Origin of the sequence: Haloarcula regularis (genome assembly GCF_029338315.1) — an archaeon.
Lineage (GTDB): Archaea > Halobacteriota > Halobacteria > Halobacteriales > Haloarculaceae > Haloarcula > Haloarcula regularis.
In genome coordinates this window covers 461019-486418 of sequence record NZ_CP119794.1, presented here as the reverse complement: position 1 = coordinate 486418, position 25400 = coordinate 461019, and the positions used below count along the sequence as shown (strand labels likewise).

At 62.9% G+C, this 25400-nt stretch carries 27 protein-coding genes, 2 tRNA genes and 3 pseudogenes; 22 read left to right on the top strand and 10 right to left on the bottom strand.

Going from position 1 to position 25400, the window contains the following annotated elements:
- The first annotated feature begins 41 nt into the window (after positions 1-41).
- From P1N55_RS02590 to P1N55_RS02570, 5 genes and pseudogenes are all read left to right on the top strand, one after another.
- Entirely contained in the window at positions 42-290 is a 249-nt protein-coding gene (locus P1N55_RS02590; RefSeq protein ID WP_276277455.1) for an MTH865 family protein, read from the top strand.
- Positions 291-396: 106 nt separating this feature from the next.
- Positions 397-546, top strand: coding sequence for a hypothetical protein (locus P1N55_RS02585; protein WP_276277454.1), 150 nt, complete (start codon positions 397-399; stop codon positions 544-546).
- A 68-nt stretch (positions 547-614) separates the two neighbouring features.
- Positions 615-1328, top strand: a complete 714-nt coding sequence (locus P1N55_RS02580) for a metal-dependent transcriptional regulator (protein ID WP_276277453.1) — start codon at positions 615-617, stop codon at positions 1326-1328.
- Positions 1325-2032, top strand: a complete 708-nt coding sequence (locus tag P1N55_RS02575) for a TMEM165/GDT1 family protein (RefSeq protein WP_276277452.1) — start codon at positions 1325-1327, stop codon at positions 2030-2032. Before P1N55_RS02580 ends, P1N55_RS02575 begins: the two co-directional genes overlap by 4 nt.
- A 61-nt stretch (positions 2033-2093) precedes the next feature.
- Positions 2094-3828, top strand: a pseudogene (locus P1N55_RS02570) (ABC1 kinase family protein).
- An 18-nt stretch (positions 3829-3846) separates the two neighbouring features.
- Here the strand turns inward: P1N55_RS02570 and P1N55_RS02565 are convergent.
- A pseudogene (locus P1N55_RS02565) lies at positions 3847-5375 on the bottom strand (cryptochrome/photolyase family protein).
- Positions 5376-5579: 204 nt separating this feature from the next.
- Between P1N55_RS02565 and P1N55_RS02560 the strand changes: the two are divergent.
- Complete coding sequence (locus P1N55_RS02560; protein ID WP_276277451.1) at positions 5580-6116, top strand: halocyanin domain-containing protein; 537 nt, start codon at positions 5580-5582, stop codon at positions 6114-6116.
- A 311-nt stretch (positions 6117-6427) separates the two neighbouring features.
- Here the strand turns inward: P1N55_RS02560 and P1N55_RS02555 are convergent.
- Both P1N55_RS02555 and P1N55_RS02550 read right to left on the bottom strand, forming a co-directional pair.
- Positions 6428-6501, bottom strand: a tRNA-Arg gene (locus P1N55_RS02555).
- Positions 6502-6581: 80 nt separating this feature from the next.
- Positions 6582-6821, bottom strand: coding sequence for a twin-arginine translocase TatA/TatE family subunit (locus P1N55_RS02550; RefSeq protein WP_276278667.1), 240 nt, complete (start codon positions 6819-6821; stop codon positions 6582-6584).
- A gap of 206 nt (positions 6822-7027) precedes the next feature.
- On the opposite strand from P1N55_RS02550, the gene P1N55_RS02545 reads away from it, so the two are divergent.
- Genes P1N55_RS02545 through P1N55_RS02535 form a run of 3 tightly spaced genes read left to right on the top strand, consistent with a single transcriptional unit; the run spans position 7028 to position 8806 of the window.
- Positions 7028-7501, top strand: a complete 474-nt coding sequence (locus P1N55_RS02545) for a redoxin domain-containing protein (protein WP_276278666.1) — start codon at positions 7028-7030, stop codon at positions 7499-7501.
- A 44-nt stretch (positions 7502-7545) separates the two neighbouring features.
- Entirely contained in the window at positions 7546-8358 is an 813-nt protein-coding gene (locus P1N55_RS02540) for an HD domain-containing protein (RefSeq protein WP_276277450.1), read from the top strand.
- A gap of 49 nt (positions 8359-8407) precedes the next feature.
- Positions 8408-8806: a hypothetical protein gene (locus tag P1N55_RS02535; RefSeq protein ID WP_276277449.1), complete on the top strand. Its 399-nt coding sequence runs from the start codon at positions 8408-8410 to the stop codon at positions 8804-8806.
- A gap of 90 nt (positions 8807-8896) precedes the next feature.
- Here the strand turns inward: P1N55_RS02535 and P1N55_RS02530 are convergent.
- From P1N55_RS02530 to P1N55_RS02520, 3 genes are all read right to left on the bottom strand, one after another.
- Positions 8897-8967 (bottom strand) — tRNA-Gly (locus P1N55_RS02530).
- 66 nt (positions 8968-9033) lie between these two features.
- Positions 9034-9690, bottom strand: a complete 657-nt coding sequence (locus P1N55_RS02525; RefSeq protein WP_276277448.1) for a class I SAM-dependent methyltransferase — start codon at positions 9688-9690, stop codon at positions 9034-9036.
- A 141-nt stretch (positions 9691-9831) separates the two neighbouring features.
- Positions 9832-10866 (bottom strand): tyrosine--tRNA ligase, encoded by a 1035-nt coding sequence (locus P1N55_RS02520; RefSeq protein WP_276277447.1) that lies wholly within the window; start codon positions 10864-10866, stop codon positions 9832-9834.
- 91 nt (positions 10867-10957) lie between these two features.
- On the opposite strand from P1N55_RS02520, the gene P1N55_RS02515 reads away from it, so the two are divergent.
- Positions 10958-11395 carry a hypothetical protein gene (locus P1N55_RS02515; protein ID WP_276277446.1) on the top strand — a complete coding sequence of 146 codons (438 nt, stop codon included), beginning with the start codon at positions 10958-10960 and terminating at the stop codon, positions 11393-11395.
- Positions 11396-11467: 72 nt separating this feature from the next.
- Positions 11468-12505 (top strand): aspartate-semialdehyde dehydrogenase, encoded by a 1038-nt coding sequence (asd, locus tag P1N55_RS02510; RefSeq protein ID WP_276277445.1) that lies wholly within the window; start codon positions 11468-11470, stop codon positions 12503-12505.
- Between the two features lie 71 nt (positions 12506-12576).
- On the opposite strand, the gene P1N55_RS02505 is transcribed toward asd, so the two are convergent.
- Positions 12577-13530 (bottom strand): D-2-hydroxyacid dehydrogenase, encoded by a 954-nt coding sequence (locus P1N55_RS02505; RefSeq protein WP_276277444.1) that lies wholly within the window; start codon positions 13528-13530, stop codon positions 12577-12579.
- Between the two features lie 141 nt (positions 13531-13671).
- Here P1N55_RS02505 and P1N55_RS02500 point away from each other — a divergent pair, with 141 nt between their 5' ends.
- Positions 13672-15030, top strand: coding sequence for an NAD(P)/FAD-dependent oxidoreductase (locus tag P1N55_RS02500; RefSeq protein WP_276277443.1), 1359 nt, complete (start codon positions 13672-13674; stop codon positions 15028-15030).
- Positions 15031-15276: 246 nt separating this feature from the next.
- Here P1N55_RS02500 and P1N55_RS02495 read toward each other — a convergent pair whose 3' ends face one another.
- Complete coding sequence (locus P1N55_RS02495; RefSeq protein WP_276277442.1) at positions 15277-15606, bottom strand: hypothetical protein; 330 nt, start codon at positions 15604-15606, stop codon at positions 15277-15279.
- Positions 15607-15984, bottom strand: coding sequence for a hypothetical protein (locus tag P1N55_RS02490; RefSeq protein WP_346429992.1), 378 nt, complete (start codon positions 15982-15984; stop codon positions 15607-15609).
- A gap of 1594 nt (positions 15985-17578) precedes the next feature.
- Between P1N55_RS02490 and P1N55_RS02485 the strand changes: the two genes are divergently transcribed.
- From P1N55_RS02485 to P1N55_RS02460, 6 genes are all read left to right on the top strand, one after another.
- Entirely contained in the window at positions 17579-17848 is a 270-nt protein-coding gene (locus P1N55_RS02485) for a type II toxin-antitoxin system HicB family antitoxin (RefSeq protein ID WP_276277440.1), read from the top strand.
- Positions 17849-17851: 3 nt separating this feature from the next.
- The gene (locus P1N55_RS02480) at positions 17852-18103 is read left to right on the top strand and encodes a type II toxin-antitoxin system HicA family toxin (RefSeq protein WP_276277439.1); all 252 of its coding nucleotides are present in this window, start codon (positions 17852-17854) and stop codon (positions 18101-18103) included.
- A gap of 644 nt (positions 18104-18747) precedes the next feature.
- Complete coding sequence (locus P1N55_RS02475) at positions 18748-19236, top strand: type II toxin-antitoxin system death-on-curing family toxin (protein ID WP_276277438.1); 489 nt, start codon at positions 18748-18750, stop codon at positions 19234-19236.
- A 25-nt stretch (positions 19237-19261) separates the two neighbouring features.
- The gene (locus P1N55_RS02470) at positions 19262-19402 is read left to right on the top strand and encodes a hypothetical protein (RefSeq protein ID WP_276277437.1); all 141 of its coding nucleotides are present in this window, start codon (positions 19262-19264) and stop codon (positions 19400-19402) included.
- A gap of 405 nt (positions 19403-19807) precedes the next feature.
- Entirely contained in the window at positions 19808-21754 is a 1947-nt protein-coding gene (locus P1N55_RS02465; RefSeq protein ID WP_407067190.1) for an SLC13 family permease, read from the top strand.
- A gap of 224 nt (positions 21755-21978) precedes the next feature.
- Complete coding sequence (locus P1N55_RS02460) at positions 21979-22203, top strand: hypothetical protein (RefSeq protein WP_276277436.1); 225 nt, start codon at positions 21979-21981, stop codon at positions 22201-22203.
- 516 nt (positions 22204-22719) lie between these two features.
- Here P1N55_RS02460 and P1N55_RS02455 read toward each other — a convergent pair.
- A pseudogene (locus tag P1N55_RS02455) lies at positions 22720-23077 on the bottom strand (winged helix-turn-helix transcriptional regulator).
- Positions 23078-23139: 62 nt separating this feature from the next.
- On the opposite strand from P1N55_RS02455, the gene P1N55_RS19560 reads away from it, so the two are divergent.
- Genes P1N55_RS19560 through P1N55_RS02440 form a run of 4 tightly spaced genes read left to right on the top strand, consistent with a single transcriptional unit; the run spans position 23140 to position 25115 of the window.
- The gene (locus tag P1N55_RS19560) at positions 23140-23493 is read left to right on the top strand and encodes an NAD-dependent epimerase/dehydratase family protein (protein WP_346429991.1); all 354 of its coding nucleotides are present in this window, start codon (positions 23140-23142) and stop codon (positions 23491-23493) included.
- Positions 23391-23840, top strand: coding sequence for an SDR family oxidoreductase (locus P1N55_RS02450; protein ID WP_276278664.1), 450 nt, complete (start codon positions 23391-23393; stop codon positions 23838-23840). Before P1N55_RS19560 ends, P1N55_RS02450 begins: the two co-directional genes overlap by 103 nt.
- Positions 23840-24259 (top strand): DoxX family protein, encoded by a 420-nt coding sequence (locus P1N55_RS02445; RefSeq protein WP_276277435.1) that lies wholly within the window; start codon positions 23840-23842, stop codon positions 24257-24259. The genes P1N55_RS02450 and P1N55_RS02445 overlap by 1 nt, the downstream gene beginning before the upstream one ends.
- A gap of 10 nt (positions 24260-24269) precedes the next feature.
- Positions 24270-25115, top strand: coding sequence for a VOC family protein (locus P1N55_RS02440; protein WP_276277434.1), 846 nt, complete (start codon positions 24270-24272; stop codon positions 25113-25115).
- Positions 25116-25400 lie beyond the last annotated feature (285 nt).

Here is a 25400-nt window from a genome sequence, read left to right as displayed (position 1 = left end):
GAACCTTTTATGGAACGGCTGGCGGTACAGTGAGACGAACGATGGTAGACAAAGCAGACCTCCGAGAGCAGTTCGTCGAGGCGTTCGAGGGTGCGGACTACCCCATCTCCAGTCCGATGGACCTCGTCCCGGCCCTGCCGGCCGGCCCGTCGACGAAGTTCGAGTCGGGCGAGTTCTCGATGACGGCCATGGAACTGAACACGAAACTCGACGGGGAGTTCCCCTACGAGAGTGTCGACGCGTTCGTCGACGACGTGATGGAGTCGCTCGAGAACCAGGACCTCATCTGAACGGCCGGCTCCGGTCGGACGGGTACGTCGACTGCGAGCCGCGGCGCCGTGACAGCCGCCGGTGCGTGTCTCGTCGTTTTATCAGTGACCGTTCCCAAGCGCGGGTATGTTGGTCACGCCGGTGGTCGAGACGCTCGTCAGCACGTTCGGCCCGTTTCTCATCCCGGCGACGCTCTTCATCCTCGGTGCTATCGGGTACCTCTTCCTGTACCTGTTGACCAGGTACCGCACCGAGACCTACACCGCCGACGAGTGAGGGCCCCACGGGGCCGGGAACGTCACCACATCATCACACTTTTGAATTAGACGCGTCTAAATTCGGCTATGCTGAGCGCGAAGATGGAGGACTACCTGAAGGCCATCTACACCCTCGAACGGGAGGGCGGCGGGTCGGTGGCCACCTCCAGACTCGCCGAGAAGCTCGAGGTCACGCCGCCGACGGCCACGAGCATGATCGAGAAACTCACCGAGCGTGGCCTCGTCGACCGCGAGAAGTACAAGGGCGTGACGCTGACACGAGAGGGCGAGACGGTCGCGCTCGAGGTCATCCGCCACCACCGGCTCATCGAGACGTTCCTGAGCGAGGAACTGGGCTACGACTGGGCCGAGGTCCACGAGGAAGCCGAGATACTCGAACACCACATCAGCGAGGAGTTCGAGCGTCGCGTGGCGGACCGCCTCGACCAGCCCGCGGTCGACCCGCACGGCGATCCTATCCCCAACGACGCGCTCGAACCAATCGACGACGCGGGCGAGTCGTCGCTGTCGGACCACGGGGAGGGCGACCACCTCGAGGTGGTCCGGGTGCGGGACCGGGACCCTGAGGAACTCACGTACCTCGACCGGGAGGGCATCACGCCAGGGACCCGGTTCACCGTCGAGGAGATCGCGCCCATCGGGCTGATGACCGTCCGGATCGACGGGACGGGGACCGTCTCGCTCCCCGATCACATCACCGAGGCCATCCAGGTCCGGCCGCTCGAAGAGCCCCGCGCCGAATCGACCGCCCTCGAGACCGACGAATCCACCCAGTCATGAGCGAGGTGACCTGGCTCGGTGTCCTCGTCATCGCGGCGGCGGCCCAGCTGGCGGTCCTCCCCGGCGAGAAGGTCCAGTTCATCATCGCGGGGCTCTCGACTCGGTTCCACCCGGCGATGGTCGTCGCCGCCGCCGGGAGCGCCTTCGCGGGCTGGACCGTCGTCGAGATCTGGGTCGGTCGGCGCGTCACGGACCTGCTGCCCGGCGTCTACCTCGACGCGCTCACCGCGCTGCTGTTCGTGGTCTTCGCCGTCCTGCTCGTGCGGTCTGCACCGTCGGACGGCGCGCCCGACACCAGCGGCCAGCCCGGTATCTCCAGCGACGGTGGCGAACTGGAGGTCCGCGTCCCCGTCCTCGACGTGCGCGTCCCGAACAGACTGGGCGGGTTCCTCCCCATCTTCGCCATGATGGCCTTCGGCGAGTTCGGCGACAAGACCCAGACCATCACCATCGCGCTCGCGACCCAGTACCCAGCCTTCCCCACGGCCATCTGGACCGGCGAGATGCTGGCCATCATCCCGGTGAGCATCGCGAATGCGCTGTTCTTCCACCGCTTCTCGCACGCGTTCGACCTCCGGAAGGCCCACTTCGTCGGCGCGGCGATATTCCTGTTTTTCGCCGCCGACTTCGCGCTCGCGGTGACCGTCGGTGTCTCCGTCTGGGAGACCGTGGTGGAGGTCGCCAGCGGCCTCGTGCCGGTGTGACCGGGTGCCGCTGCTGCCTCGTCCAGTACACTCATCTGTCACGGGCCCCGACAGACCGGTAGTGAGCGACTCCGAGAGCGGGGGTCCCGGGTCCGACCAGCGCGGCGAGGCGCGGCCGACCGGCCTCCGTGTCACCCTGCGCGCCCTCCTGCGGACGGTGGTCATCGTCTGGCAGTTCGTCCCTGGTGCTTTCCTGGGCCCGGGACAGACGCCGGTTCGTCCTCTTCGGCCGGTCGCGCTCCGTGCCGGCGGCCGAGCGGACGCGGCGGGCCCGCGAACTCAAGGCGACGTTCGTCGACCTCGGCCCGGCCTTCATCAAACTCGGTCAGATGCTCTCGACCCGGCCGGACGCCATCCCACAGGAGTACGTCGACGTCCTCGCGGAACTGCAGGACCGCGTCCCGCCGGACGACTGGCGCGACATCCGGCAGGTCATCGATGCGGAACTGGGGCCCGTCGACGAGCAGTTCGACGAGTTCGACACGACGCCCATCAGCGGTGCCTCGCTTGGCCAGGTGTACGTCGCCGAGTGCGACGGCGAGACGGTCGCCGTGAAGGTCCTCCGACCCGGCATCCGACAGCGGGTCGAATCTGACCTCCGTGTCCTGCGCGCGCTGACGCCGATTCTGACCAGCGGTGCGCCGCCCGGCCAGGCCTACACCCTGGAGAACCTCGCCGAGGAGTTCACGGCGACCATCCGCCGGGAGATGGACTACGGCCACGAGGCGCGGATGCTCCGGGAGATCGGTGCGAACTTCGCGGACAGGGACGACGTCGTGATGCCGTCGGTGCTGCCCTCGCGGACCACGGACCGTGTCCTCACGATGACCTACGTCGACGGCGTGAAGATAGACGACGTCGAGCGACTCGACGAACTCGGTATCGACCGGCGGGCACTGGTCCGCCGGCTGGAGGAGGTCTACATCCAGATGATCGTCGAGGACGGCGTCTTCCACGCCGACCCGCACCCGGGGAACCTCGCGGTCCAGGCCGACGGGACGCTCGTCTTCTACGATTTCGGGATGACCGGCCACCTGGGTGCCCGGACCCGGGCGCAGCTGATGGAGTTCTACGTCGCGCTGGCGGCCGACGACGTCGACCGGGTGATGGACGCCTTCGTCGCCATGGGTGCGCTGGACCCGCAGGCCAACCGCGAGGTGATGCGCGAGGCCTTCGAGATCGTCATCGAGCAGTTCCGTGGCGAGGACATCAGCCAGTACCGCATCGAGGAACTCGTCGGCCAGTTCGAAGCGCAGCTGTACGAGTTCCCCATGCGACTCCCGCAGGACCTCGCGCTCGTGGTGCGCGTGACGACCGTGCTCGAAGGGGTCTGCCGGGCGCTCGACCCCGAGTTCGACTTCATCGACATCATCACCGAGTACGTGATGGAACAGGGCGCGGCCGACGCCGGGACGGCCGTCCGGGAGGAGGTCCGGACCGCCGCGACGGCCACCGCCCGGGCGCTGGTTCGCACGCCGCCGTCGCTCGAGTCAGCGCTGGACACCGCCAGCCGCGAGGAGTTGTTGCTCCGGGCGCTGCTCGCCGACAGCGATGGACTGACGACACGGATGGCGGGTCGACTCCTGCTCGGTATCGTCGTGAGTGCCGGCGTCCCGGTCGTCGCCTTCTTCTACACACGCGGCGATCTGGTCGCCCTCGGGACGGCCGTGGCGGTGACGGCCATCGCCGCAGCGGCGCTCCTCGTCTCGTTTCGCCGGCGGCGTGGCCCCCGACTCGCCCAGCCTCAGTTCACCCGCCACGAACTCCGCCAGCGGGGGACCGACACCGACGAGTGAGCGCCGGCCCGGGTGGGTCTAGAGATCCCCCCGTGTGGCCATCGTCCGAACCGTTTCGGCCCGTTCACGTATCGCTTCCCGCTCCTCCTGGTCCTTGTTGTCGAGGTGCCCGTAAACCAACCCCATCCGGTGGTTCGACCGCAGTGGCCCTCGTTTCGGTCGAGGAAGTCCCAGTACAGCGCGTTGAACGGACAGGCTCCCTCGCCGGTGGTCTTGGTCTTGTAGTAGGGACACCCCGAGCAGTAGTCGCTCATCCGGTCGACGTAGTTCGCCGAGGCGGCGTACGGTTTCGTCGCGAAGACGCCCGCCCCGAACAGCCCCATCTCGACGACGTTCGGCGTCGTCACCCAGTGGAAGGCGTCGACGTAGCCCGCGTGGAACCAGCGGTTGAGCTGGGCCGGGTCGACGCCGTAGACGAGCGCGAAGTTCGAGAGCAACATCAGGCGCTCGATGTGGTGGGAGTAGCCCCGCGTCCGGACGCCGTCGACGACGTCCGCGAGACACGCCATGTTCGTCTCTCCCGTCCAGTAGAACGGCGGCAGGTCCTCCTCGGCACCGAGCTGGTTCGCCTCGGCGAGAGCCGGCATCTCGCGCCGGTAGACGTGGCGGAGGAACTCGCGCCATCCGAGCACCTGCCTGACGAACCCTTCGACGCTGTTGAGGGGCGCCTGGTCGTCCTCGTAGGCGGCGATCGCCCGCTTGATGACCTCCCTCGGGCCGAGCAGGCCGAGGTTGAGCGACGTCGACAGCAGGCTGTGGCTCATCGCCCACTCGTCGCAGCGCATGGCGTCCTGGTACGGCCCGTACTCGGCGAGACGGTTCGCGACGAAGTCGTCCAGCGCCCGGACGGCCTGCCGTCGCGTGACCGGCCACCGGAAGGGCGCGGGGTCGGCCCAGTCCCCACCGTACGGCGGTTCGTCGTACCCGCCCGCGAACGTCTCGTCGACCCACGCGGCCACCTCCCTGGTCAACGCGTCGGGTTCGAACGCCGGCGGGTCCGGCGCCGTCCAGTCCGCCGGTGGCGTCTCGCGGTTCTGGTCGTCGTAGTTCCACTCGCCGCCCACCGGTCGGTCGCCGTCCATCAGGTAGCCCGTCTCGCGGCGCAGGAACCGGTAGAAGTCTTCGTGGCGGTAGCCGTCGGCCTCACCGGCCCACTCGTCGAACTGCGCCGGCGAGCAGACGAACCGCTCGTCGTCGACGAACTCGACAGACCCGCCCGCAGTTTCGACCAGTTCCGTGAGGCGGTCGCGTTCGCGCTCCGTGACCGGCGCCGGCGTCACCAGCGTGTCGCTCGGATGCGCCTCGAAGTGGCGTTCGAGGGCGTCGGCGAATGTCTCCTCCCGGTAGTAGTCGACGGTCCGCCCGGCGTCCCGGAGCTCGTCCCGGAAATGGCGCATCGCGCTGAACACCAGCGTGAGCTTGTGTGGGTGGTAGGGGAGTTTCCGTGCGAACGACGTGGCCTCGACGAGCACGACGCGTTCGTTCGGCCGGTCCGCGAGCGGGCCGCGGCGGCGAACGAGATGGTCACCGCGAAGCCAGACAGTCACGGCGTGGTCCTCCGGTGCATGACCGCCGCTACCGTGCGTAACGTCATCAAACCACGGCCCAACGAGGTTGGTAACGGCTGTGATACGTCCACAAATAATCGTGATCTAATCGTGCGTATTCTCCGGGTAGAGTGGTCCCTGAGCCCGTTCTGGTGGTCCGGAAAACGCCCTCCTTTTATGTCTCGAATCCCAACAAATGCGTGTATGCAACCAAACCTGGATCGACGGACGTTCCTCCGTAGTACCGCTGCTGTCTCGGCCGTCTCGATGCTCGCTGGCTGTGGTGGCGATGGCGGCGACGGTGGTGACGGCGGTTCGGGCGGCGACGGTGGTGACGGCGGTTCGGGCGGCGACGGCGGTGACGGTGGCTCCGGCAGCAGCGACGCCAGTAGCGAGGTCTCGGACTACCTGAGCGACGCTTCCAACTTCGAGGGCCAGGTCCAGGACATGACCGGGCAGGGCGAGGTGACGGTCATGGTCGGCGCCGAGGGCAACGGCGGCGCCTTCGCCTTCGAACCGGTCGCCATCTCCGTCTCGACGGGAACGACCGTCGTCTGGGAGTGGACCGGCGCGGGCGGCACCCACAACGTCGTCGAGGAGGACGGCGCGTTCGACTCCGGTTCGGCCGTCGCCGAGGAGGGGACGACCTTCGAACACACCTTCGAGGAGGCCGGAACCTACCTCTACCAGTGTGAACCCCACGTCTCACTCGGGATGAAAGGCACTGTCGTCGTCGAATAAGCCCGTCTCCACTGGTCTTCTCTCTGGGACTCGAGCCGGAGCGGGACGGTCGCCTCACTCCGCTCGGCGCTGCCTCTGGTAGGGTTGCGAATCGATGGTCGCCCTCCAGGCTTCGCTGTCGCTCACCCACTACGGGCGTGGCGGGAGTGAGCAAAGCCGGAGGCTTTGCGAACTACGCCACGGCCGGGAACGAGCGAAGCGAGTGAGCGGCCGTGGCGGGATTCGAACCACGGTCGGACGTGCTCGCTTCCTGCGCACGACCTCCCTGATTAGAATCCCGCCATGCCGGTTCGCTCCCTTCGGTCGCTGCACGGGCGTGGCGGGATTCGAACCCGCGATCGAGGGGTTAGGAACCCCTCGCCCTCGTCCACTAGGCCACACGCCCTACCGGGTCGTCGGGGAGCGTGTGAAAAACGCTTTCGCTACCGCTGGCGGCGTCGAAAAGCGGAGGAAGATGGAGCGGAGTTACTTCTCGGTCTCGGTGCTGGTATCGGCGTCGGCCTCGGTGACCTCGGTCGTCTCGGAATCGGCCTCGCCCGTCGCCCCCGAACGCATCTCCTCGAGCTCCTGCTCGACTTCCTCGCGCCCCTTCTGGAACTCGCCCATCGCCTCACCGGTCGACCGGGCGAGTTTGGGGATCTTGTTCGCTCCGAACAGGAGGACGGCGATGAGGAGGATGACCATCATCTCCGTCGTCCCCGGCATGCCGGGGAACAGTGGTACGAATGGTGCTGCCATTGTAACCGGAGTTTACGTGGTTGTTATTATAGTCTTTGCAAAAGTCCCGTTCCTGGGCCGCCGTTGATGGATTTTCCGGCGGCAGCGAACCGGCCCACGGCGGGGCCATCATCCTCGATCGGTCGGACTCTTTCCCAAGGGCTATCAGCGCCCACTGCAAACGCCCGCCGGACATGATTACTGTCGGTGACACCGCCCCGGACTTCACTGCACCGCTCGCCAACGGCACCGTCGACCAGTTCACGCTCTCGGAGGCCGTCAGCGATCAGCCAGTCGTCCTCGCGTTCTTCCCTGCCGCGTTCACCAGTACCTGCAGTCACGAGATGAGCACGTTCCAGGACCGGCTCGGTGAGTTCGCGGACACAGGCGCCGACGTCTACGGCGCCAGCATCGACACGCCGTTCACCCTCAACGAGTTCCGTGCCCAGCTCGGACTCGAGTTCGGCCTGGTAAGCGACACCAACCGCGAGATAGTCGACGCCTACGACATCTCGATGGACTTCGAATCGAGCGGCGTCCGGAACCTCGCAAAGCGAGCGGTATACGTCGTCGACACGGATCGAAGTGTCTCTTACGCCTGGGTCAGCGACGACCCCGGCGTCGAACCGGACTACGACGAGGTCCTGGAGGCTGTCCGCGACGACTGACTCCCCGGGAAGCCCTTTTTGTGTCGGCCCGCCTCTTCGAGAGTATGAGTAGCGACGATGCCACCCACGGCGGCCGGCACTACGACGAGGACTCTCAGCACGCCTTCCCCGACGGCCGCGTGAACGCAGTGCTCCACTCGATCGCCGAGAACGAGCGGATACAGACCTATCTCGACGCACAGAACGTCAACCCAGTCAAGCGGATGCGGTACAACGACCACGGCGCGAAACACATCGATATCGTCCGCCACCGGGCACTGTGCCTGTACGACCTCCTCAAGCGAGGCGACGTCGAGTTCAACGGCGCGAGCGACCAGGGCCTCGAGGAAGCCGACGAGGCCGTCATCATCGCGCTCGCCGCCACGCTGCACGACATCGGCCACGTCGTCCACCGGGACTCTCACCCGTACTACTCGATCCCGCTGGCGGCCGACATCCTCGACGACTTCCTGCCCGAGTTCTACGACGTGCCCGAGGCGATCCGCGTGAAGGGGGAGGTGCTTCACGCCATCCTCTGTCACCACACCGAGGAGACTCCCCTGACGCTCGAGGCTGGCGTGGTACGCGTCGCGGACGCACTGGACATGGAACGTGGACGCTCTCGAATCCCCTACGAGAGCGGCGGCCGCGGTATCAATACCGTCTCCAGCCAGGCCATCGAGCGGGTGGAGCTGAACCCCGGGGAGGACTTCCCCGTGCTGGTCGAGATAACCATGAACAACGCGGCCGGCGTCTACCAGGTCGACAACCTCCTGAAAGCCAAGCTGAACCAGTCCGGCCTGGAGGGCCAGGTCCGCATCGTGGCCATCAACAGTCACGACAACGGCGACCAGATCGTCGAGCGAATCGAGCTCTGAGCGAGGGCGTGACACAACGATTTTGTATCCAGGTAACATATCTCTGGGTATGAGTGTCACACCCAAGGGTGGGGGAACGGGTGGGCAATCCGTACCGCGAGACGACGCGGACGACCGGTCGCTGACGCGACGGGTGCTGGACGGACTGACGGAGGTGCTCCGGCGCGTGCCGGGTGTCCGGCGAGTCGTCCCGGAGGGCGACGACAGGGACAGAACGGAAGTATCGGGAGACTCGCTGGCGGACACGGCCGTCGACCCACCACAAGGGGGGAGCGTCGCCGGACTCCCCGACCGGCGCCGTCCGTTCACGTATCCGGCGCGGAACCGTTCGGAGCGAAACGCAGTCGAACTCGTCGGCGAGACACGCCAGGATACACTGACCATCACGCACCCGGACAACCCCGACGCCTCGATAACCTCCGACGTGTGGGAAGACGTCGAGCCGTGACGGCTCGATGGGTGTGACACCGGTTCTTCACCCGTTTTGATTCAAATCCCTCTGTACAACATTCGCTGCTCGCGTTCGTTCCTCGCAGAATGCGGCGGCCGGGATTTGAACCCGGGCCATGAGCTTGGAAGGCTCAGGTCCTACCACTAGACCACCGCCGCTCGGGTCGGACGTCCGTTCACGGGCACGCCGTGTCGCGAACGTACCTGGTCTTACCCGGGTGTCCGTTAAGGGCGTTTCCCTTCCGGTTCGACGACGGCATAACAGTTCCCGCTCGAGACCTCGAAGTCGACGACCTGCAGCGCACGCGCGTCCAGGGCGGCACGGAACTCAGCCGGTGCGTAGATGTGATAGAACCGCGGGACCGTATCCCCGCCGGGGAGCGTCCAGTCGACGGTGGTGTCGAATCCAGTCGCCGCCTCCGCGTCGGCGTCGAAGCGGTCGTGTGCGGTGCTCCAGACACTCACGAGGGCCTGGCCGTCCGGAGCGAGGACGCGAGCGAGTTCGTCGAGGCTTGCCGCCCTGTCATCCGCCGTCGGGAGGTGGTGTAACGTCGCGACGTAGACCGCCAGGTCGACGCTATCGGCTACCAGCGGCAACCGCGAGGCGTCTCCCTGAACCAGGGCGACGTCGCCGCCCACCCGCTCGTGGGCCGCCGACAGGAGCGCACGACTCGCGTCGACGCCCACGACGCGGCTCGCGACGTCGGCGAGCAGCGCAGCGTGACGGCCGTTGCCACACCCGAGGTCGAGTGCGGTGTCGACGTCTCGGCCCGTCCCGACGAACGCCTCCACCTCGGGCCAGGCGTACTCGCGCGTCTTCGAGAAGTGCTCGCCGATGACCTCGTACGTCTCGCGGACGCCGTGGCGGGACCGCTCGTCCATGTCACCGACTGGGTGAACCGGCGGCTTACGGGTTTCGACAGCGTGGCTCGACCGTGACCCGGTCACTCAGAGTTACGGACCGGCTCGAGAAATGTCGCGGAGCACGACGACTGTCGGTCCCGCTGCGTGGGCGCCCCCTCGCTACTCGCCGTACACGTCGGGGTAGGCCTCGGCCAGCAGGTCGGCCTCCTCGCGCAGTCGCTCCCGCACGGGGTCGATGACGTCGGAGATCGCCGACGCCGCCGCGGGCTTGAGGTCCGCGGGGTGCAGTTCGCCGCTCAGGAATTCCGCTTCGACGGCGTCGTAGGCCTCGTAGACGAGGTCGCCACCGTACTCCTCGGGTCGTTCGACGACGAAGTCCTCGCCGCGCTCTTCGAGCACCGGGAAGACGAGGTGGTCGAGGTACTCCAGGACGCCGTTGTCCTCCAGTTCGCCGGCCGGACAGTACGCCTGGCCGATCTTCTCTTCGACTTCCTCTGGGCTGTCCGTCAAGTTGATCTTCGATTCCTCCTCGGAGGCGCTCATCTTGTCGCCATAGAGCCCCGAGAGGAGCGGGGCAAACAGGCAGACGGGGGCGTCGCCGCCGTGATCCGGAAGAATCTCGCGCGAGAGCATGTAGATGCCGCGTTGGTCGACGCCGCCGTAGGCGATGTCCGCGTCGAGCGCCTTCACGTCGAGGGTCTGCATGAGCGGGTACAGCAAGCCGCCGAGTTTCGGGCTCTCGGACTCCCGGACGACCTCGCTCGCGGCGCGCTGGGAGCGCGAGATTGTCGTCTCCGCGGCCATCCGGTACATCTCGAGGGTGTACTCCTCGTCGAGCTGGAACTCCGTCCCGCGGACGAACTCGATATCGTCGGGGTCGGCACCGGCCGCGTCGATCATCGCCTCGATGGCGACCTCGTAGTACTCAGAGCGGGCGTCGAGCAGGTCGAACGGGCTCTTGTTGTCGTCGAGGTGGGCGTGCAGGTCGGCGATGAGCACCGTCACCTCGACGCCAGCCTGCAGGAAGTCCGCGAGCTTCCGCATCGTCGTGAAGTGGCCGATGTGCATCTCGCCGGTCGGCGCGTAGCCGATGTAGGCCGATGGGTCGTCGTCGAGCAGTGCTTCGAGTTCGTCTTCCGTGACGACCTCCTGTGTGTGTCTCGTCACCAGGTCGAGTCGCTCGGCCGTATCCATACGCTCCGGTCCCCGCTCCGGCGAGTAAAACGTTCCGTGTCGCCTCGCCCGGGAGCGGCACACACAAGTCCGTCCGGCCCAACACGGCGACATGTACACGGGGAAGACGGAGACAGCCTGTTGTCTGTGTGGAAACCCGGACATCGAGACGCGTATCGACCTGCCTCCGCGTGCCGTCCCGCTGCTGAAACACTCGACGGCCATCGCCTGGCGCGACATCGTCGGGGAGGTGTCCATCTACTTTTGCGAGCGCGGCTGGGAGACGGTCCGCGACCTGGTGCTGGAAACCGGGATGAGCCCCCTCTCACGGTGTAACGTCGCCCACGCCCCCTTCGACCTGCGCGAGGACTTCGAGGCGCTGCTGAACGACGTCCGCGACGAACCGGACCACAGCGACCTCGAGCGCGAGATGCGCGAGTCGGCGGCAGCGGTGCTCTCGGACCCCGAGGACCCATACGTCGACGAGCGCGACCTGGTGGAGGCGCGGGTCGTCACGTGGGCCTTCGAGGACACGCTGGTCGAGCACTGAATCTGACGGCGCATTGACAGCGGTGGACGATACCCAAACTGCTTAGTGTACCCGACGCAGACCGGTAGCACAATGTCTGTACGCGTAGGCGTTCTCGGCGCGACCGGGGCAGTGGGACAGCGGCTCATCCAGCTGCTCGACCCGCACCCGGAGTTCGAGATCGCCGCACTGACCGCGAGCGAATCGAGTGCCGGAAAGACCTACAGGGAAGCCGCCAAGTGGCGGGTCAACTCACCCATCCCCGACGACGTCGCCGACATCGAGGTCGGGGCGACGACCCCCGAGGACGTCCCGGACGACGTTGACCTCATCTTCTCGTCGCTCCCCTCGAGCGTCGGGGCCGAGGTCGAACCGGAGTTCTGTGAGGCGGGCTACGTCGTCTCCTCGAACTCCTCGAACGGCCGGATGGACCCGGACGTCCCGCTGACCATCCCCGAGATCAACGCCGACCACGTCGACCTCATCGAGGTCCAGCGCGACGAGCGCGGGTGGGACGGCGCGCTCCTGAAGAACCCCAACTGCTCGACCATCACGATGGTCCCGCCGCTGGCCGCCCTCGATCAGGCCTTCGGCCTGACCGACGTGAACGTCTCGACGCTCCAGGCCGTCTCGGGCGCGGGCTACTCCGGCGTCACGTCGATGGAGATCATCGACAACGCGATTCCGCACATCGGCGGCGAGGAGGAGAAGATGGAGACCGAATCCCGGAAACTGCTTGGCTCGTTCGACGGCGCGGAGGTCAGCCTCCACGACATGGACGTCGCGGCCTCGTGTAACCGCATCGCGACGCTCGACGGCCACCTGGAGAACGTCTGGGCCGACACGGCCGAGGACGTCACTGCCGACGAAGCGGAGGACGCGATGGCTGAGGTCACCGGCATCGACCTCCCGTCCTCGCCCGAGCGACTCATCACCGTCTTCGAGGAGCCCGACCGCCCACAGCCGCGCCTCGACCGGAACGTCGAGGACGGCATGGGCGTCGCCGTCGGCGGATTCCAGACGACGACGAAGGGCGTCCAGTTCAACTGCCTCGCCCACAACACGATGCGCGGCGCCGCCGGTGCGAGCGTGCTGAACGGCGAGCTCCTCCAGCAGCGCGGCTACCTGTAAGGAGCCGACGCCCGCGGATTCTTCGAGGAGCTACGGGTCGGAGCGACGCGTCTCCCCGCCGTCAACAGCACCTACAGGTCGACCTGGTTCCTGAGGTCGTCCCAGGTCCCCGTCTCCTCGTGGCGGCGGACGTTCTCCGCGACGATGTCCGCCAGGCGCTGGAAGTACGACTCGGTGTGGCCAGCGTTGTGTGGCGTGATGAGCACGTTGTCGAAGTCCCAGAGCGGGTGGTCGTTGGGCAGCGGTTCGGGGTCGGTGACGTCAAGCGCCGCGCCGCCGATACCGTTGTGCTGGAGCGCGTCGACCAGCGCGTCCGTCTCGACGACGGGCCCGCGGGCGACGTTCGAGACGACCGCGGACGGCCGCATCGTATCGAAGACCTCCGCGTCGAAGAGGTGTCGCGTGGTCTCGGTCAGCGGGCACGCGATACCGACGTACTCCGCGTCGACGACGGCCTCGTGGATCTCGTCGAAGCCGTACACCTCGTCGGTCGGTCCCCCTTTCTCTGGCGAGTACCGGACGCCGACGGTGTCGACGTCGAACCCGCCCAGCCGGTCGACGATCGACTGGCCGATGGCGCCGAGACCGACGACACAGACGGTACTCCCCGCGAAGTCCGTCGAGGGGAACGACTGCCAGACGTGCGCGCTCTGTTGCTCGCGGGCGGTGAGGAAGTCACGCGCGAACGACAGCCAGCTCCCGATGACGTACTCGGCGATGTTGGGGCCGTGGACGCCGGAGGCCGTCGTCAGGGCGACGTCGTGGGCCGCAAGTTCCGAGAGCGGTAGGTGGTCGTAGCCCGCGAAGATGCTGGCGAACAGCTCCAGGGATTCGGCCCGGTCGAGGACCGCCTGCGGGAGCGTCACGCCCGTCAGGACCGTCGCGTCGGCGACCATTTCGCGCTCTTCCGCCGGTGTCCGTGCGACGGCGACGTCGTAGTCGGGCAGGCGGTCTCTGAGCGCGGTCACGTACCGGTCGATAGGGATCCCGTGGATGTTGTGTCGCATCACGAGGATGTCTGTCATCGTGGCCTCCGTGCGTCGATATCGCGCATAGGTGGCCTGCTCACCGGACTGGCAAAATTGTGACGGCGAACGGCCGCGAGACGGGCACTCGAGCGGTCCGAGACAATAGGTTTTAGCCACCGGGGCGGCACGACTGTGCGTATGGAAGACGTAGACGTCGCAATCGTCGGCGGCGGCCCGGCCGGGTCCTCGGCTGCCCGGGCCGCGGCCGCCCACGGCGCCGACGCTGTGGTCCTGGAGAAGGGGGTCCCCAGGGCCGACCGCGAAGGGTTGGGTCCGGACTCGACGGACGCGGCCGGACTGCTCGATTACTGGCTCGACATCATGGAATTCGAGCCCGGCGAGTTCCCCGAGGACGTAGTACTGAGCGAACTCGAGGGAGCGAGGTTCTACGGCCCCGACAGCGAACTCGAACTGACCGAGACGGGCATCGACGCGACCTACGACGGGTTCGGGTTCACGTTCCACCGCGCGAAGTTCGACGACTGGCTCCGCGAGCGGGCCCTCGAAGCCGGCGCGGACTACCGGACGGGCGTCAGCGTCACCGGGGTCGAGTCGGACCTCTCCCGGACGCCACGCCACACGGTCTCCCTCGCCGACGGCGAGGACCTCCGGGCCGACGCCGTCGTGCTGGCCGACGGGCCCCAGCGCACCGTGACCAGCGGGACCCTCGACCAGTTCCTGCCCGACGGCCGCTCGATGGCAGAGATTCTCCCCTCGACGTCGGCCAACCACATCGCCTACCAGGAACACCGCCGGATGCCCGAGGAGCTGTTCGACCCGGACTTCATCGACTTCTGGTGGGGTATCATGCCCGGCCACACGGCCTATCCCTGGATATTCCCCAACGACCCGCCGGTGGCCCGCATCGGCCTGACGATGCCTATCGGCCTCGACATCGCCGACTACGACAAGAGCGAGTGGGACCTGCTGCGCCCCGAGGACGAGGGGATCCCCCGCGGGAACGAGTACATCGAGCGACTGCTCGAACGGCAGTTCCCCGACTACGACCTCGCCGACTTCCCGTTGGTCGAAAACAGGGGGAAGTCCGGCGGGTCGGAGACCTACCCCATCTCCTCGACGCGCCCCATCGAATCGCCCTGCCGGGCGGGCATCGCCGTCGCCGGCGGGGCGATGGGCGCGACGTCGGCGTTCCACGAGGGCGGCGACCACGTCGCGGTCCGAACCGGGAAGATCGCCGGCCGACTCGCCGCCCAGGGCCGTCTCGAACGGTACAACGACGAGTGGCACGCCGCCATCGGCGACGAGATACTCCGGAACGTCACCTTCGCCGACATCGTCCGCGACTGGGGCCCGGCCGACTGGGACCGGGCCTTCGGCACCGCAAACGACCTCATGGACGCCCGCGGCATCAAGGCCGACGCGGCGCTCCGGGGCGGCTACTACGGCCTGAAGATGGTGCTGTCCTACAAGTGGGGCAAGTTCGGCTACCGGAACGGCCGGTACGTCCAGTTGCGCGAGTCCGATTACACGGTGTAGGCCGACGCCAGGCCGTTGCCGACCCGAACGTCACGCTTAGGTGTCCCGACCCGATAGTCTAGAGTACGTGCCTTCAATCCCCGGCCGAGGCCCGACATCGGGACGATGACAGACCGGAGAACCCGGGCGCGTGACACAGCAGACCCGTCGCCTTCTGGCGACCGCCCGGCACGAGGGTTTGTCGGCTGACCTGGCACACCGCCCAGGATGATGCCGGACGTTAGTGTTCCGGGCGCACACTCTACCTTAGCGTAGATACGTCTCCAGTTTGGTTACGACCTGTTCAACGAACGCATCCGTCACGCGGCCTTGCCAGGCGACGAAATCCTCACTTCGTGGAGAGTGTACAGCCCACGGGGCGACGTACGATGCCCGAGGCACACCTCCTATTTCCCAGACGTCGTCTGAGAGTGCAAGCGAATCGTCGTACGCCTTCGTCGAGATGGCGACTGAAATGTACTGTTCGCCGTCGAAGGGGTGCGTTTCGTTGTTGACGATTAGCCACGGACGCTGTCTATCAGTCCCGAGTTTGAACGGATCCGAACTCCGTACGACGTCGCCGCGCTCCGGTTGCATTTAGGACTCGTCCTCACTCACGTCCCGTTCACTCGGATGCGGTGTGTCCGGAGCCGTAGAGTCCCATTCGTCGGCGTCGATGCCGCCATCGTTCTCGTCCAATCGCTCACTTTCGATGTGGAGGTCGTATGCGTCAGCGAGGCGGCTTTCGTCGGGGGTGATTGCCCAGTATTCTCCTCGGTGCCGAACCAGATTACGTGCCTTCAGCCGCGAGAGGGCGGTTCCGACTGCGTTTGGGTTCTCGCCGATAGCACTGGCGATTTCAGACCGGGTGAACGCCTGGTCGCGGTGCGTGTACAGATACGTAACCACCTGCTCGGGGATCGTCGGCCCCTGTGGGAGATCTCCCGACTCGAAGTCGTCGATGCTCACAGGCATGGGATGAAATTAGTGTGCTGATGTAATTAGTGTACTGCTGTACCACGGACGTTCAGCTACAGGAATCTAGCGCGAACTAACTCGTCGTTTAATCCGGACGTACACACCTCCGAAACCCGTAGCATACGCAACCGCTAGGGAAAGGAGCCATAACCCACCGATTAGAAGCAGAGACTCTTCTCCCATGGGAGCATAGATTGCGTTTGCCGCGGCGACGTTCCCGAGTACGAAAAGGACGAAAGTGAGTCCACCGAACAGCCATAGACTCCGTTCCGAGATTCGAGGATTTTGCTGCAACAAAACGTATGCTACGAGGAACGAACCTCCGACACTAATCAGCATGGACAGCGGACCTGCTGTACCCGGTTCTCGAACGAGTGTAACCGTAACCGCAAGCAGACCAATACCGATAGACAATGTGAGAGAAGCACCTACTCTGACCAATCGCCAACCGGAAACCATGCTCAAGGATGGTTGCATGGTTGACAAAAATTATCCGCCATTTGTCTGGTAAGAACGCGTATTACATCATGCCTTACTCGGATACCGAACAGACCTGCGATCTCCAGTCCGCCGTCCGACTCCGACTTCTGGAAAAGCAGTGGAAACTACCGTCGAACAGTATAGTCTCGGTTGCGCTAGTTAGCTGGGTCGTACTATCAGATTTCAGGTTCACCGAGTCTACTAGTAGAAACTCGCTCGGTAGTGTTCCGGGCGTACATTTCGAGTATATTATTAGAAATATTTGTAAATAATATATCTCGATTCAGTTGTGATCTACCGATGAGTCCGGTTCTTTGGTAGTAACCGTTCTTCTTACTGGATTCTGATTACCTGCGTCTAATCTGGCGGCGAAGCAACTCCCCGCCCACGTACCCGATACAGCCGAATAAACACCCCCATGAGACGATGAGGAAATCAAGGTCGAAGAGAAAACCCAATCGCTCTGTGACCGTGAACCCTTGGTATAGGAAGAACACTTCGACAAGGCCTGTGGAGAAACACGAAACAGGAACTGGCAAGACCCAGAATGAACCCGCGACTGAAGTACGCGAGTACACTGGACGATATTATTGCGATGAGTGTCGCAATGAACGGGGGGCTCGGGCCACCCCACGAAACAAACGAAGCAGAGCCGAAGACACCTGTTAGATAACCGATTGCGACGACGAATGAGACGGCAAGAGACCCGACTATTGATGTCCTCAAGTCCACATCGTTACTCCCAAAGAGAACTTCAGCCCAGTACATTCCAAGCCCCGATTTCGTAACCTGTAATTGTAGGTTTTCTGTCTAAGACTCGGCGTATTGCGAATGTACACAGAGTGAGTGTTTGGTCGTTGATTGCCTGCTGGGCTCACCCTCTGTATTCAGCAGGCAATTGCTGACGATATAGTACCAGGATATCGACATCCACGACTCGGAATCCGTCCGTGCCAAGGTCATTCCTGAAGTAGATTACATGTGTCGACCTTCTTCGGTCAGTGGGCTATCCCGGCTACTCCGACTGTTCGAGGAATCTGGATAGATGTGAGACGTTCGGATAGCCACCGACCAAACGCTTATTCGACGCGTTGCACTATCCGTAGCTAGAATGGCCAGTTCGACCAGAGACGGAGCGACTCACACCGACGAGATTCGTCTGTGGCGCGAGGACGATTGGTGGGTCGCCAAACACGTCGAAACCGGAGTCACGACGCAAGGCCAGTCCAGAACGGGTGCACTAGAAAACCTCGACGAGGCGGTTGCGCTCCACAACGACGAGATCGGGAGAGAGCCGACCGACGAGGAACTCCGTGAGATGGGAATCGACCCGGCCGACAACAGGACCGGTGACCGGGACCCACCGGACGTGCTCGACTAATCGATGGGCAGACGGACGTTCTCCGGCATGGAAGTCGTGAAGGTCCTGGTCAACGTCGGGGGCTTCGAGTGGCGACGGACGACTGGCGATCACGCACAACTCTACTACGAGCACCCCACGAACGTGGACGACCGACGGCGAGTCACAGTTCCGTTACACGACGAGCTTCGGACCGGAACGCTCCGTGGCATCGCCGACAGTGCCGGGGCCAACGACTTCGACGCGTTCTGTGAGTGGATCGACCGCCACGCCTAATCAGGACGGACAGGATGACATCCGATAGCCACACCGGCGACCGTACCCCGCTCGACGACGTGTGGACGATATTCGTCGAGAACTGGTGCGACGAGTCGCCAAGGCAGACCGGGACGAACACCGCAACATCTACGACGCCCTCGAAAACGCGTAGGCACTAGCTTTCGACGGTACGCTGCGGTTCAGTCGGAGAACACATCAATTTCACTTCCACCGGCCCTACTAGTAGAAAATCGGCCGGTAGTGTTCCGGGCGCACATTTCCATATGCAATTAAAATTATTTGAAAATAATACAAATCGTTTCAGTCACGTCTGCCGTTGAAACCTGTTCGCCCCTAGTAACTGCTCTTCCTACGGAGTTTGGGAACAGTCGATGATGACGAGCTTGGAATGAGGTCTGCCGGGAGTACTGACATTTGTCAGCTCCGGCTAGTCGTGCTGCATACAGGGCGCAGAGTCAGCACGGTCGGTTCTCGGAATACTCGAACATACACCGTATTTCCACTCTGTTGAACCGAACCGTTCACCTGCCACTCCAGCCTACCAGTCTATTCGTTCCGTCCACAACCCGTCTGTAGAGTACGTCCGAGACACACCCTCGGAGAGAGAAACCAATAGGTCCGTTCAGCGTGATGCTCCGACAATGACCGACTCGCTCTGGTATCCGTCGGTCGACGACGTTCTCGACATCCACGAGGACATCGTCTCCGAGTATCCGGACACCAGTCCCGGCGTCCAGAACCGCGGGGATATCGAATTCGCGCTGACGTACGTCAGCGAGGGGAGTTACGGTGAGGTCCCTGAAACGATTCACGAGAAAGCGTTCCACCTGCTTCGGCTCCTCGTGGCCAATCACCCGTTCGTGGACGGGAACAAGCGAACCGCGCTCAACACGACGACAGTATTCTATCTGCTCAACGGGCATCGGTTCGAGTACGACGACGAGATCAGGGAGATACTGAAGCAGTTCGAGACGGACGAGCGGACGGTCGATGAAGACGACGTGCTCGAATATCTCCGAACGCACACGACCGAGGTGGATCTGAACGAAGTCATCGCACGATGGCGAGGCGACCTCGTAGAGTATGGGCTCAACCAACTGTCCGACGACTCGACGGACCCGAACGATTAACCGGACTCGTAGACAACAACCACTCATGGCGACGGAAGAACAGACTGGTGACCGTACCCCGCTCGACGACGTGATGGACGATATTCGTCGAGAATTGGTGCGACGAGTCGCCAAGGCAGACCGGGACGAACACCGCGACATTTACGACGCGCTCGAAAACGAGTAGACAATAGGTTTCGTTGGTACGTTGAGGTTCAGTCAGTAAACACACCGATTTCACGTCCACCGAGCCTACTAGTAGAAACTCGGTCGATAGTGTTCCGGGCGTACATTTCGAGTGTTCTAACAGTAATATCTATAAATAATATAGACCACTTCAGACTCCGTCTATCGTTGAGTCAGGTTCTTCCGTATTGGCCCCTCTTTTTCGCCGGATTTCGGAAATTGTCGATGAGGACGAGCCAGGGATGAGGGCTGGCGGGAGGGCTCACATCTGTCAGGTTTGGGTATCCGTGCTGCATACAACACAAATTCTATGTGATCAGTCGAACAACCCCCGGAGAAGGCGAAAAGATGGGTCCTCTCTTTTTTCTTATTTCATGGAACAATAGTCCCTCTACAGCAACTCCCCGTGCAGCTTCCGATCTCGTTCGACGTAGTCGTCGTACTGTCGATCATCGCTATCGTCTTCGTCCTCTTCGTTACCCAGCCGGTTCCGATCGACGCCACCGCGGTCGGCCTCGTCGTCGCACTCGTCCTCCTTGGCGAGTGGACAGGTGTGTCACCCGAGCAGGGCGTCTCGGGGTTCTCGAACCCCGCGACTCTCACCGTACTGGCGATGTTCGTCCTGAGCGAAGGCGTCCGACGGACCGGCGTTATTCAGATCCTTACCCGGAAACTAATCGCGTTCGCCGGGGATAACGAGTTCCGGCAGTTGCTCGCCACGGTCACACTCTCCGGGCCGCCGGGCGGGGTCGTCAGCAACGTCTCGGTCGTCGCCGTGTTGATACCGGCGATAATGAACCTTGCTCGGCAAACGAAGACGTCGCCCTCGAAGCTCCTGATACCACTGTCGTTCGCCTCGATGCTCGGCGGCATGCTCACCGTCGTCGGGACGATAACGAACCTCCTGGCGAGCGAGGTGTGGGTCCAGGTGGGTGGTCCCGATGCGGAACCGTTCGCGCTCCTCGAGTTCACGCAGCTCGGCGCTATCGTCTTGCTCGTGGGGATCGTGTACCTGCTCACCGTCGGTCGATACCTCACTCCGGCACGGATCGAGCCGGCGGGCTCGCCCACCGACGCGTTCGGTATGACCGACTACCTCACTGATGTCGTCGTCATGGAGGACTCGCCGCTCGTCGGTTCCCGGGTCGGGGAACTGAGCGAGCGGGACCTCGATCTCGACGTGTTTCAGATCGTCCGTGGCAACCGGACGCTCTCCCGCGGGCTCGGATCGGAACGAATCCAGGCCGGCGACGTCCTCTCCGTCAGGGCCGACCAGGAAACTCTCCAAGAGGTCATCGAACAGGGCCACCTGCAGCTGTTACCGGAGCTCATTGAGGCGGCCACGGAGGACGATGCGTCCCTCCCGCCCGGCTTCTCGCCACGGCGTCACGGCTGGGAGCCGCCCGAGGCGGAGCGCAGCGACTCTCTCGCCGGGGATGAGACGTCTAGCGAAGACACAGAGGAGGACGACGACGAGACGGATGAAGAGGCTCCCGACGAGGAGATCGAACTCACCGAAGTCGTGCTGTTGCCCGGGCCCTGGTCAAGTCGGCGCAGCGGTGTCGCAGACTTCGAGCGCGACTACGACGTGACAGTTCTAGCGATCCGGCGCGGCGACGAAGTGATCCGCCAGCGTCTCCGAGAGGTCCGGTTGCAGGCCGGCGACGTTATTCTCGTCCAGGCACCCGATCAAGTACTCGATCGCATCGCGCGAGACACGAATGTCGCCATCGCAGGCGAGGACAGATGGGAGGATTTCGACCGATCGAAGATCCCCATCGCGCTGGGAATCCTCGCTGGCGCCCTCGGCCTCGCGGCACTCGACGTCCTCGGCCTTATGACGAGTGCGTTGACGGGCGTTGCCGCGATGTTCTTCACGGGCATCCTCACACCCGAGGACGCATACGAAGCGATCGACTGGGAAGTGATCTTCATGGTGGCGGGTGTCATCCCGCTTGGCATCGCAGTTGAGGCATCGGGAACTGCGGATCTCATCGCCGACCTCGTCGTTTCCGTCAGTGACCTCTTTCCCGTGATTGTGGTCCTGGGGCTGTTCTACCTTGGGACCGCGGTCATCACAGAGATGGTCAGTAACTCCGCCAGCGTCGTATTGCTGTTGCCAATCGGGGTCGAGGTCGCCGGCCAACTCGGGGCCAATCCCTTCGCGTTCGCAATGGCTGTAACCTTCGCGGCCAGCACACCACTCCTGACCCCCGTCGGCTACCAGACGAACCTGATGGTCTACGGACCAGGCGGGTACAAATTCACGGATTTCGCACGCGTCGGTGGACCATTACAATTGATCCTGACTGTCCTCACGACAGTCGGCATCGTATTCTTTTGGGGAGTATAATCCAGTGACAGTGGCGAGCTAGCAGCGATACCGCGACGCTCAAAGCCACACCAGCTAGGTGGTTACCGACCGACGAGCTCTATGGTCGGATTGCTACCGGTTACAAACTGTTGTGATGACTGTGATAAGTCGATGTGAATATAGGATTGGCCGACGGGTAACTCTCAGGCGAACGATTAATATCACTTCCCCAATTTGATACCGGTGAGGACTCCAAACGAGCGATGGATCCACGAACCGTCTTCAACAAGCATCCCTATGCTACGATGGTCACCGCCGTATTTCTCTTCTCCCTGCTGATAACAGCATTCTACTTCTTTGGCTTGTATCCTGGCGTACCGGAAACCCAGCCGAAGTTGGACAGATTACTCACGATTACAGTGATCCTTTTCGTCGCTACATCTGTGACCTGGATTACAGCAATAATTCTGAGGTGGGATACTATCTAATCCACTTCGGCGTGAACTATTCGTTTTGGCTATCGGTACATTGCGAAATATTACCACTTAGCGGCCGAACACAGACTGATACGGGTAGCGCTCCAGCAGTCATTACACGACAAACACGTTGGAGACTTCGATCCGTGGGCGCCACCGATTTCACAGCAGAGGGTAGAGGCCGTTTAGTAGTGAATAACACATTCACAGAGCCTACTAGTAGTTTCTCGCCCGGTAGTGTTCCGGGCGTACATTTCGAGTATGCTATTAAATTATTTGTGAATAATATAATTGAGTTCAGCTGCGGGCTGTTGTTGAGACAGATTATCCATAGTGAGCCGGTTTCTCGCTGTATCTTCCGGGTTCCAGCCGATTCTGACCGACCAGGAATGAGGTCTGCCGGTGAATCGTGGTCTGACGGTTTACTTGTCCGTGCTGTACACACGACGCGTCTTTGTTACGCGTTCTCTCAACGGTCGTACAGAGTGGACAGTGACTAATTCGGCGATTCGCACGTTTCGATTCAGTCTATTCGAGCCAGTCCGCGCCCCAGTTGTCTAATGCATCGAACACAGGGCAGAGGTCGTTTCCTTTCTCAGTCAGCGTGTAGTAGCTGGCGACTGGTGACTCCAACTCCTTGCGGTTCTCGACGAAACCCTGTTCCTTCAGGTCGTCGAGCACACGCGAGAGCGTGTAGGAGCTCGCTCCGGTTGAACGTTTGAGTTCGTTGAATCGCTTTTCGCCGTCTCGCAGGTCGTTGAGGACGATGAGCTTTCCACTTCGCCCCCATTTCCTCGATCGCCCCGACAACGTTGCAGAGGTCCGCATTTCGTCGTTCGACTTCGGAGTCTTCGTCAGTTTCAGTCGATGGTGGTTGGGTCGCCATTACTTGGTCACTCTATTGTTGCCTGAATTATATATAGGTTTGGGAGCAAACTAGGTAATGTAATGGAACTACAAAACTCGACGGTACTCGTGACCGGTGCAACCGGGAACATGGGCCCGTACGTGACCGATTCGCTCATCGATAGTGGAGCAAACGTCATCGGTACCTACGTCACCGACACGGCAAGAGATGACATCGGGACCCGCGCTGAGAACGCCGATGCAGTATCGTACTACCAGGTCGATCTGACCGATCAGGCACTGTCGAAGCCTTCGCAGAAACCGTTGCCGACGAACACGGAGCGGTTGATCATATTGTCGGACTCGCGGGCGGGTTCTCGATGGGCGGCGTCAGCGACACCGACGCCGATGCCTTCCAAGCCGCACTTAATCGCCACGCGACGACGGCGTTCCTGACCGTCAAGGCCTTCGCGGGCCATCTCGACGAGCAGAGCAGTGTCGTCCTGTTCAGCTCCGACCGCGCCATCGACCCTGTCGGTGGTACGCTCGCGTACGATGTCGGCAAGGGGGCGGTCCGTACGTTGGCCGAATCACTCGATGTCGAACTCGATGCACGCGTCAACGCGATTGCCCCGTTCCTCATCGACGTTCCGGGGAACCGCGAAGCGATGCCCGACGCCGACTTCTCGGAGTGGACGGCCCCCGAAGCCATCGTCGATGAAGTGGTTCACCTGCTCTCGAACGAGGGTGTGAGGGGCCAGATCGTCCAGCTGACCGGTAGCCAGTCCGAGGTGGTAGCCTAATGGCGCTGGAGACTGCAGCTGGTGGGCTCGCCTTTCTGGTGGGTCGCGTCGTCTTCGGCGTCCTGCTCGGATTCATGGGCCTTGGACACTTCACTGGCCTCGACGGGATGAGCGGCTACGCCGAGGCCAAGGGCGTCCCCGCCCCGAGACTCGCTGTCATCGTGTCTGGTCTTATGCTCATCGTGGGCGGGCTCGCCATCGCGCTTGGCGTCTACCCAATAGTCGGTGCAGCGGTGATTGCCCTGTTCTTCCTCGGGGTGACGCCGTTCATGCACGATTTCTGGACGGTCGACGACCCGGAACAGCGGCAGGCGGAGATGACGAACTTCCTGAAGAACGCGACACTCTTCGGCGCTGCGCTCGTCTTTGCAGCATTCAGTAGTATCGCATGGCCGTACGCATTCAACATCGGACTCTGAGATGGCATCCATGACCACCCAACCAAATGCAGACGTACTCCCCCAAGAGGCGCACATCGGTCGGACCGCGCTTCGCGTCAACGACCTCGAAGAGCTGACAGGATTCTACCGGGATGTCGTTGGGCTCAGCGTGCTTCGTCAGTCCGACACCAGTTCCGTTCTGGGTGTCGAGGATACACCGCTCCTCGTCTTGGAGAGTGATGAAGATGCGCTCGGCCGGCACCGGTCGGGAGCGGGACTGTTTCACAATGCGTTCAGAGTCCCCTCGCGTGCGGCGTTGGGTGACGCGTTATCTCGGATTCGAGACCACTGGCAGCTCGGCGGCGCGTCTGACCACGGCGTCAGCGAAGCGCTGTACCTGACCGACCCAGAGGGAAACGGCATCGAAATCTACCGGGACTTCCCCCGTAGAGACTGGCCTCGGGCCGACAACGGACGCATCCGGATGGGTACGTATCCTCTCAATCTCGACCCGGTGGAAGCCGCTGCCGAAGGTGACACAGGATTCCCTGCTGGAACAGATGTGGGACACGTTCACCTCGAAGTATCCTCGCTGAAGGCGTTCGGTGACTTCTACGGGGACATCCTCGGATTCGAAATCCAAACAGAAGCGCCAGCCGCACTCTTCGTCGGTGCTGGTGGCTACCACCACCACATCGCAGCGAACACGTGGCACCACCGAACCGAGCCCATCGACGGCAGAGGGTTGTCCTGGTTCGAGGTGGTCCTTCCTGACCCAGCGGCACTTAACGAACTCAAAGAGCGAATCGGAAATAGTCAGTATCAGACGACTGAGACAGCCGACGGGATCTCTGTCAACGGTCCAGACGAGATCGAAGTGAGATTCCGAATCTGAACTGACTAAGAACTTCGCTTAGTATCCCCCTGAACGCGTGGAATGTCCGACTAACTCGGAATTCAGCATACTCCGACCGCTACTCGTTTTCTTCTAAGCTATTTCCACTCCCACCGAGGCTATTAGTAGATTCTCGCCCGGTAATGCCCGGGCGATATTCACTCACACTACTGAAATTATTCTAAATTAATATCGGCGCTCACAGAGTTCTAAACGCGATTAGACCTGAGCTGGACACAGGACGCCTGTCGCCCAGAGGTTTCTGCTGGACCCCGCTCGGACGGA

Excerpts from the sequence above, each read along its gene's own strand:
- P1N55_RS02590 (WP_276277455.1), top strand. The coding sequence starts at position 42 with ATGGTAGACAAAGCAGACCTCCGAGAGCAGTTCGTCGAGGCGTTCGAG.
- P1N55_RS02585 (WP_276277454.1), top strand. The coding sequence starts at position 397 with ATGTTGGTCACGCCGGTGGTCGAGACGCTCGTCAGCACGTTCGGCCCG.
- P1N55_RS02580 (WP_276277453.1), top strand. The coding sequence starts at position 615 with ATGCTGAGCGCGAAGATGGAGGACTACCTGAAGGCCATCTACACCCTC.
- P1N55_RS02575 (WP_276277452.1), top strand. The coding sequence starts at position 1,325 with ATGAGCGAGGTGACCTGGCTCGGTGTCCTCGTCATCGCGGCGGCGGCC.
- P1N55_RS02560 (WP_276277451.1), top strand. The coding sequence starts at position 5,580 with ATGCAACCAAACCTGGATCGACGGACGTTCCTCCGTAGTACCGCTGCT.
- P1N55_RS02550 (WP_276278667.1), bottom strand. The coding sequence starts at position 6,821 with ATGCCGGGGACGACGGAGATGATGGTCATCCTCCTCATCGCCGTCCTC.
- P1N55_RS02545 (WP_276278666.1), top strand. The coding sequence starts at position 7,028 with ATGATTACTGTCGGTGACACCGCCCCGGACTTCACTGCACCGCTCGCC.
- P1N55_RS02540 (WP_276277450.1), top strand. The coding sequence starts at position 7,546 with ATGAGTAGCGACGATGCCACCCACGGCGGCCGGCACTACGACGAGGAC.
- P1N55_RS02535 (WP_276277449.1), top strand. The coding sequence starts at position 8,408 with ATGAGTGTCACACCCAAGGGTGGGGGAACGGGTGGGCAATCCGTACCG.
- P1N55_RS02525 (WP_276277448.1), bottom strand. The coding sequence starts at position 9,690 with ATGGACGAGCGGTCCCGCCACGGCGTCCGCGAGACGTACGAGGTCATC.
- P1N55_RS02520 (WP_276277447.1), bottom strand. The coding sequence starts at position 10,866 with ATGGATACGGCCGAGCGACTCGACCTGGTGACGAGACACACACAGGAG.
- P1N55_RS02515 (WP_276277446.1), top strand. The coding sequence starts at position 10,958 with ATGTACACGGGGAAGACGGAGACAGCCTGTTGTCTGTGTGGAAACCCG.
- asd (WP_276277445.1), top strand. The coding sequence starts at position 11,468 with ATGTCTGTACGCGTAGGCGTTCTCGGCGCGACCGGGGCAGTGGGACAG.
- P1N55_RS02505 (WP_276277444.1), bottom strand. The coding sequence starts at position 13,530 with ATGACAGACATCCTCGTGATGCGACACAACATCCACGGGATCCCTATC.
- P1N55_RS02500 (WP_276277443.1), top strand. The coding sequence starts at position 13,672 with ATGGAAGACGTAGACGTCGCAATCGTCGGCGGCGGCCCGGCCGGGTCC.
- P1N55_RS02495 (WP_276277442.1), bottom strand. The coding sequence starts at position 15,606 with ATGCAACCGGAGCGCGGCGACGTCGTACGGAGTTCGGATCCGTTCAAA.
- P1N55_RS02490 (WP_346429992.1), bottom strand. The coding sequence starts at position 15,984 with ATGCCTGTGAGCATCGACGACTTCGAGTCGGGAGATCTCCCACAGGGG.
- P1N55_RS02485 (WP_276277440.1), top strand. The coding sequence starts at position 17,579 with ATGGCCAGTTCGACCAGAGACGGAGCGACTCACACCGACGAGATTCGT.
- P1N55_RS02480 (WP_276277439.1), top strand. The coding sequence starts at position 17,852 with ATGGGCAGACGGACGTTCTCCGGCATGGAAGTCGTGAAGGTCCTGGTC.
- P1N55_RS02475 (WP_276277438.1), top strand. The coding sequence starts at position 18,748 with ATGACCGACTCGCTCTGGTATCCGTCGGTCGACGACGTTCTCGACATC.
- P1N55_RS02470 (WP_276277437.1), top strand. The coding sequence starts at position 19,262 with ATGGCGACGGAAGAACAGACTGGTGACCGTACCCCGCTCGACGACGTG.
- P1N55_RS02460 (WP_276277436.1), top strand. The coding sequence starts at position 21,979 with ATGGATCCACGAACCGTCTTCAACAAGCATCCCTATGCTACGATGGTC.
- P1N55_RS19560 (WP_346429991.1), top strand. The coding sequence starts at position 23,140 with ATGGAACTACAAAACTCGACGGTACTCGTGACCGGTGCAACCGGGAAC.
- P1N55_RS02445 (WP_276277435.1), top strand. The coding sequence starts at position 23,840 with ATGGCGCTGGAGACTGCAGCTGGTGGGCTCGCCTTTCTGGTGGGTCGC.
- P1N55_RS02440 (WP_276277434.1), top strand. The coding sequence starts at position 24,270 with ATGACCACCCAACCAAATGCAGACGTACTCCCCCAAGAGGCGCACATC.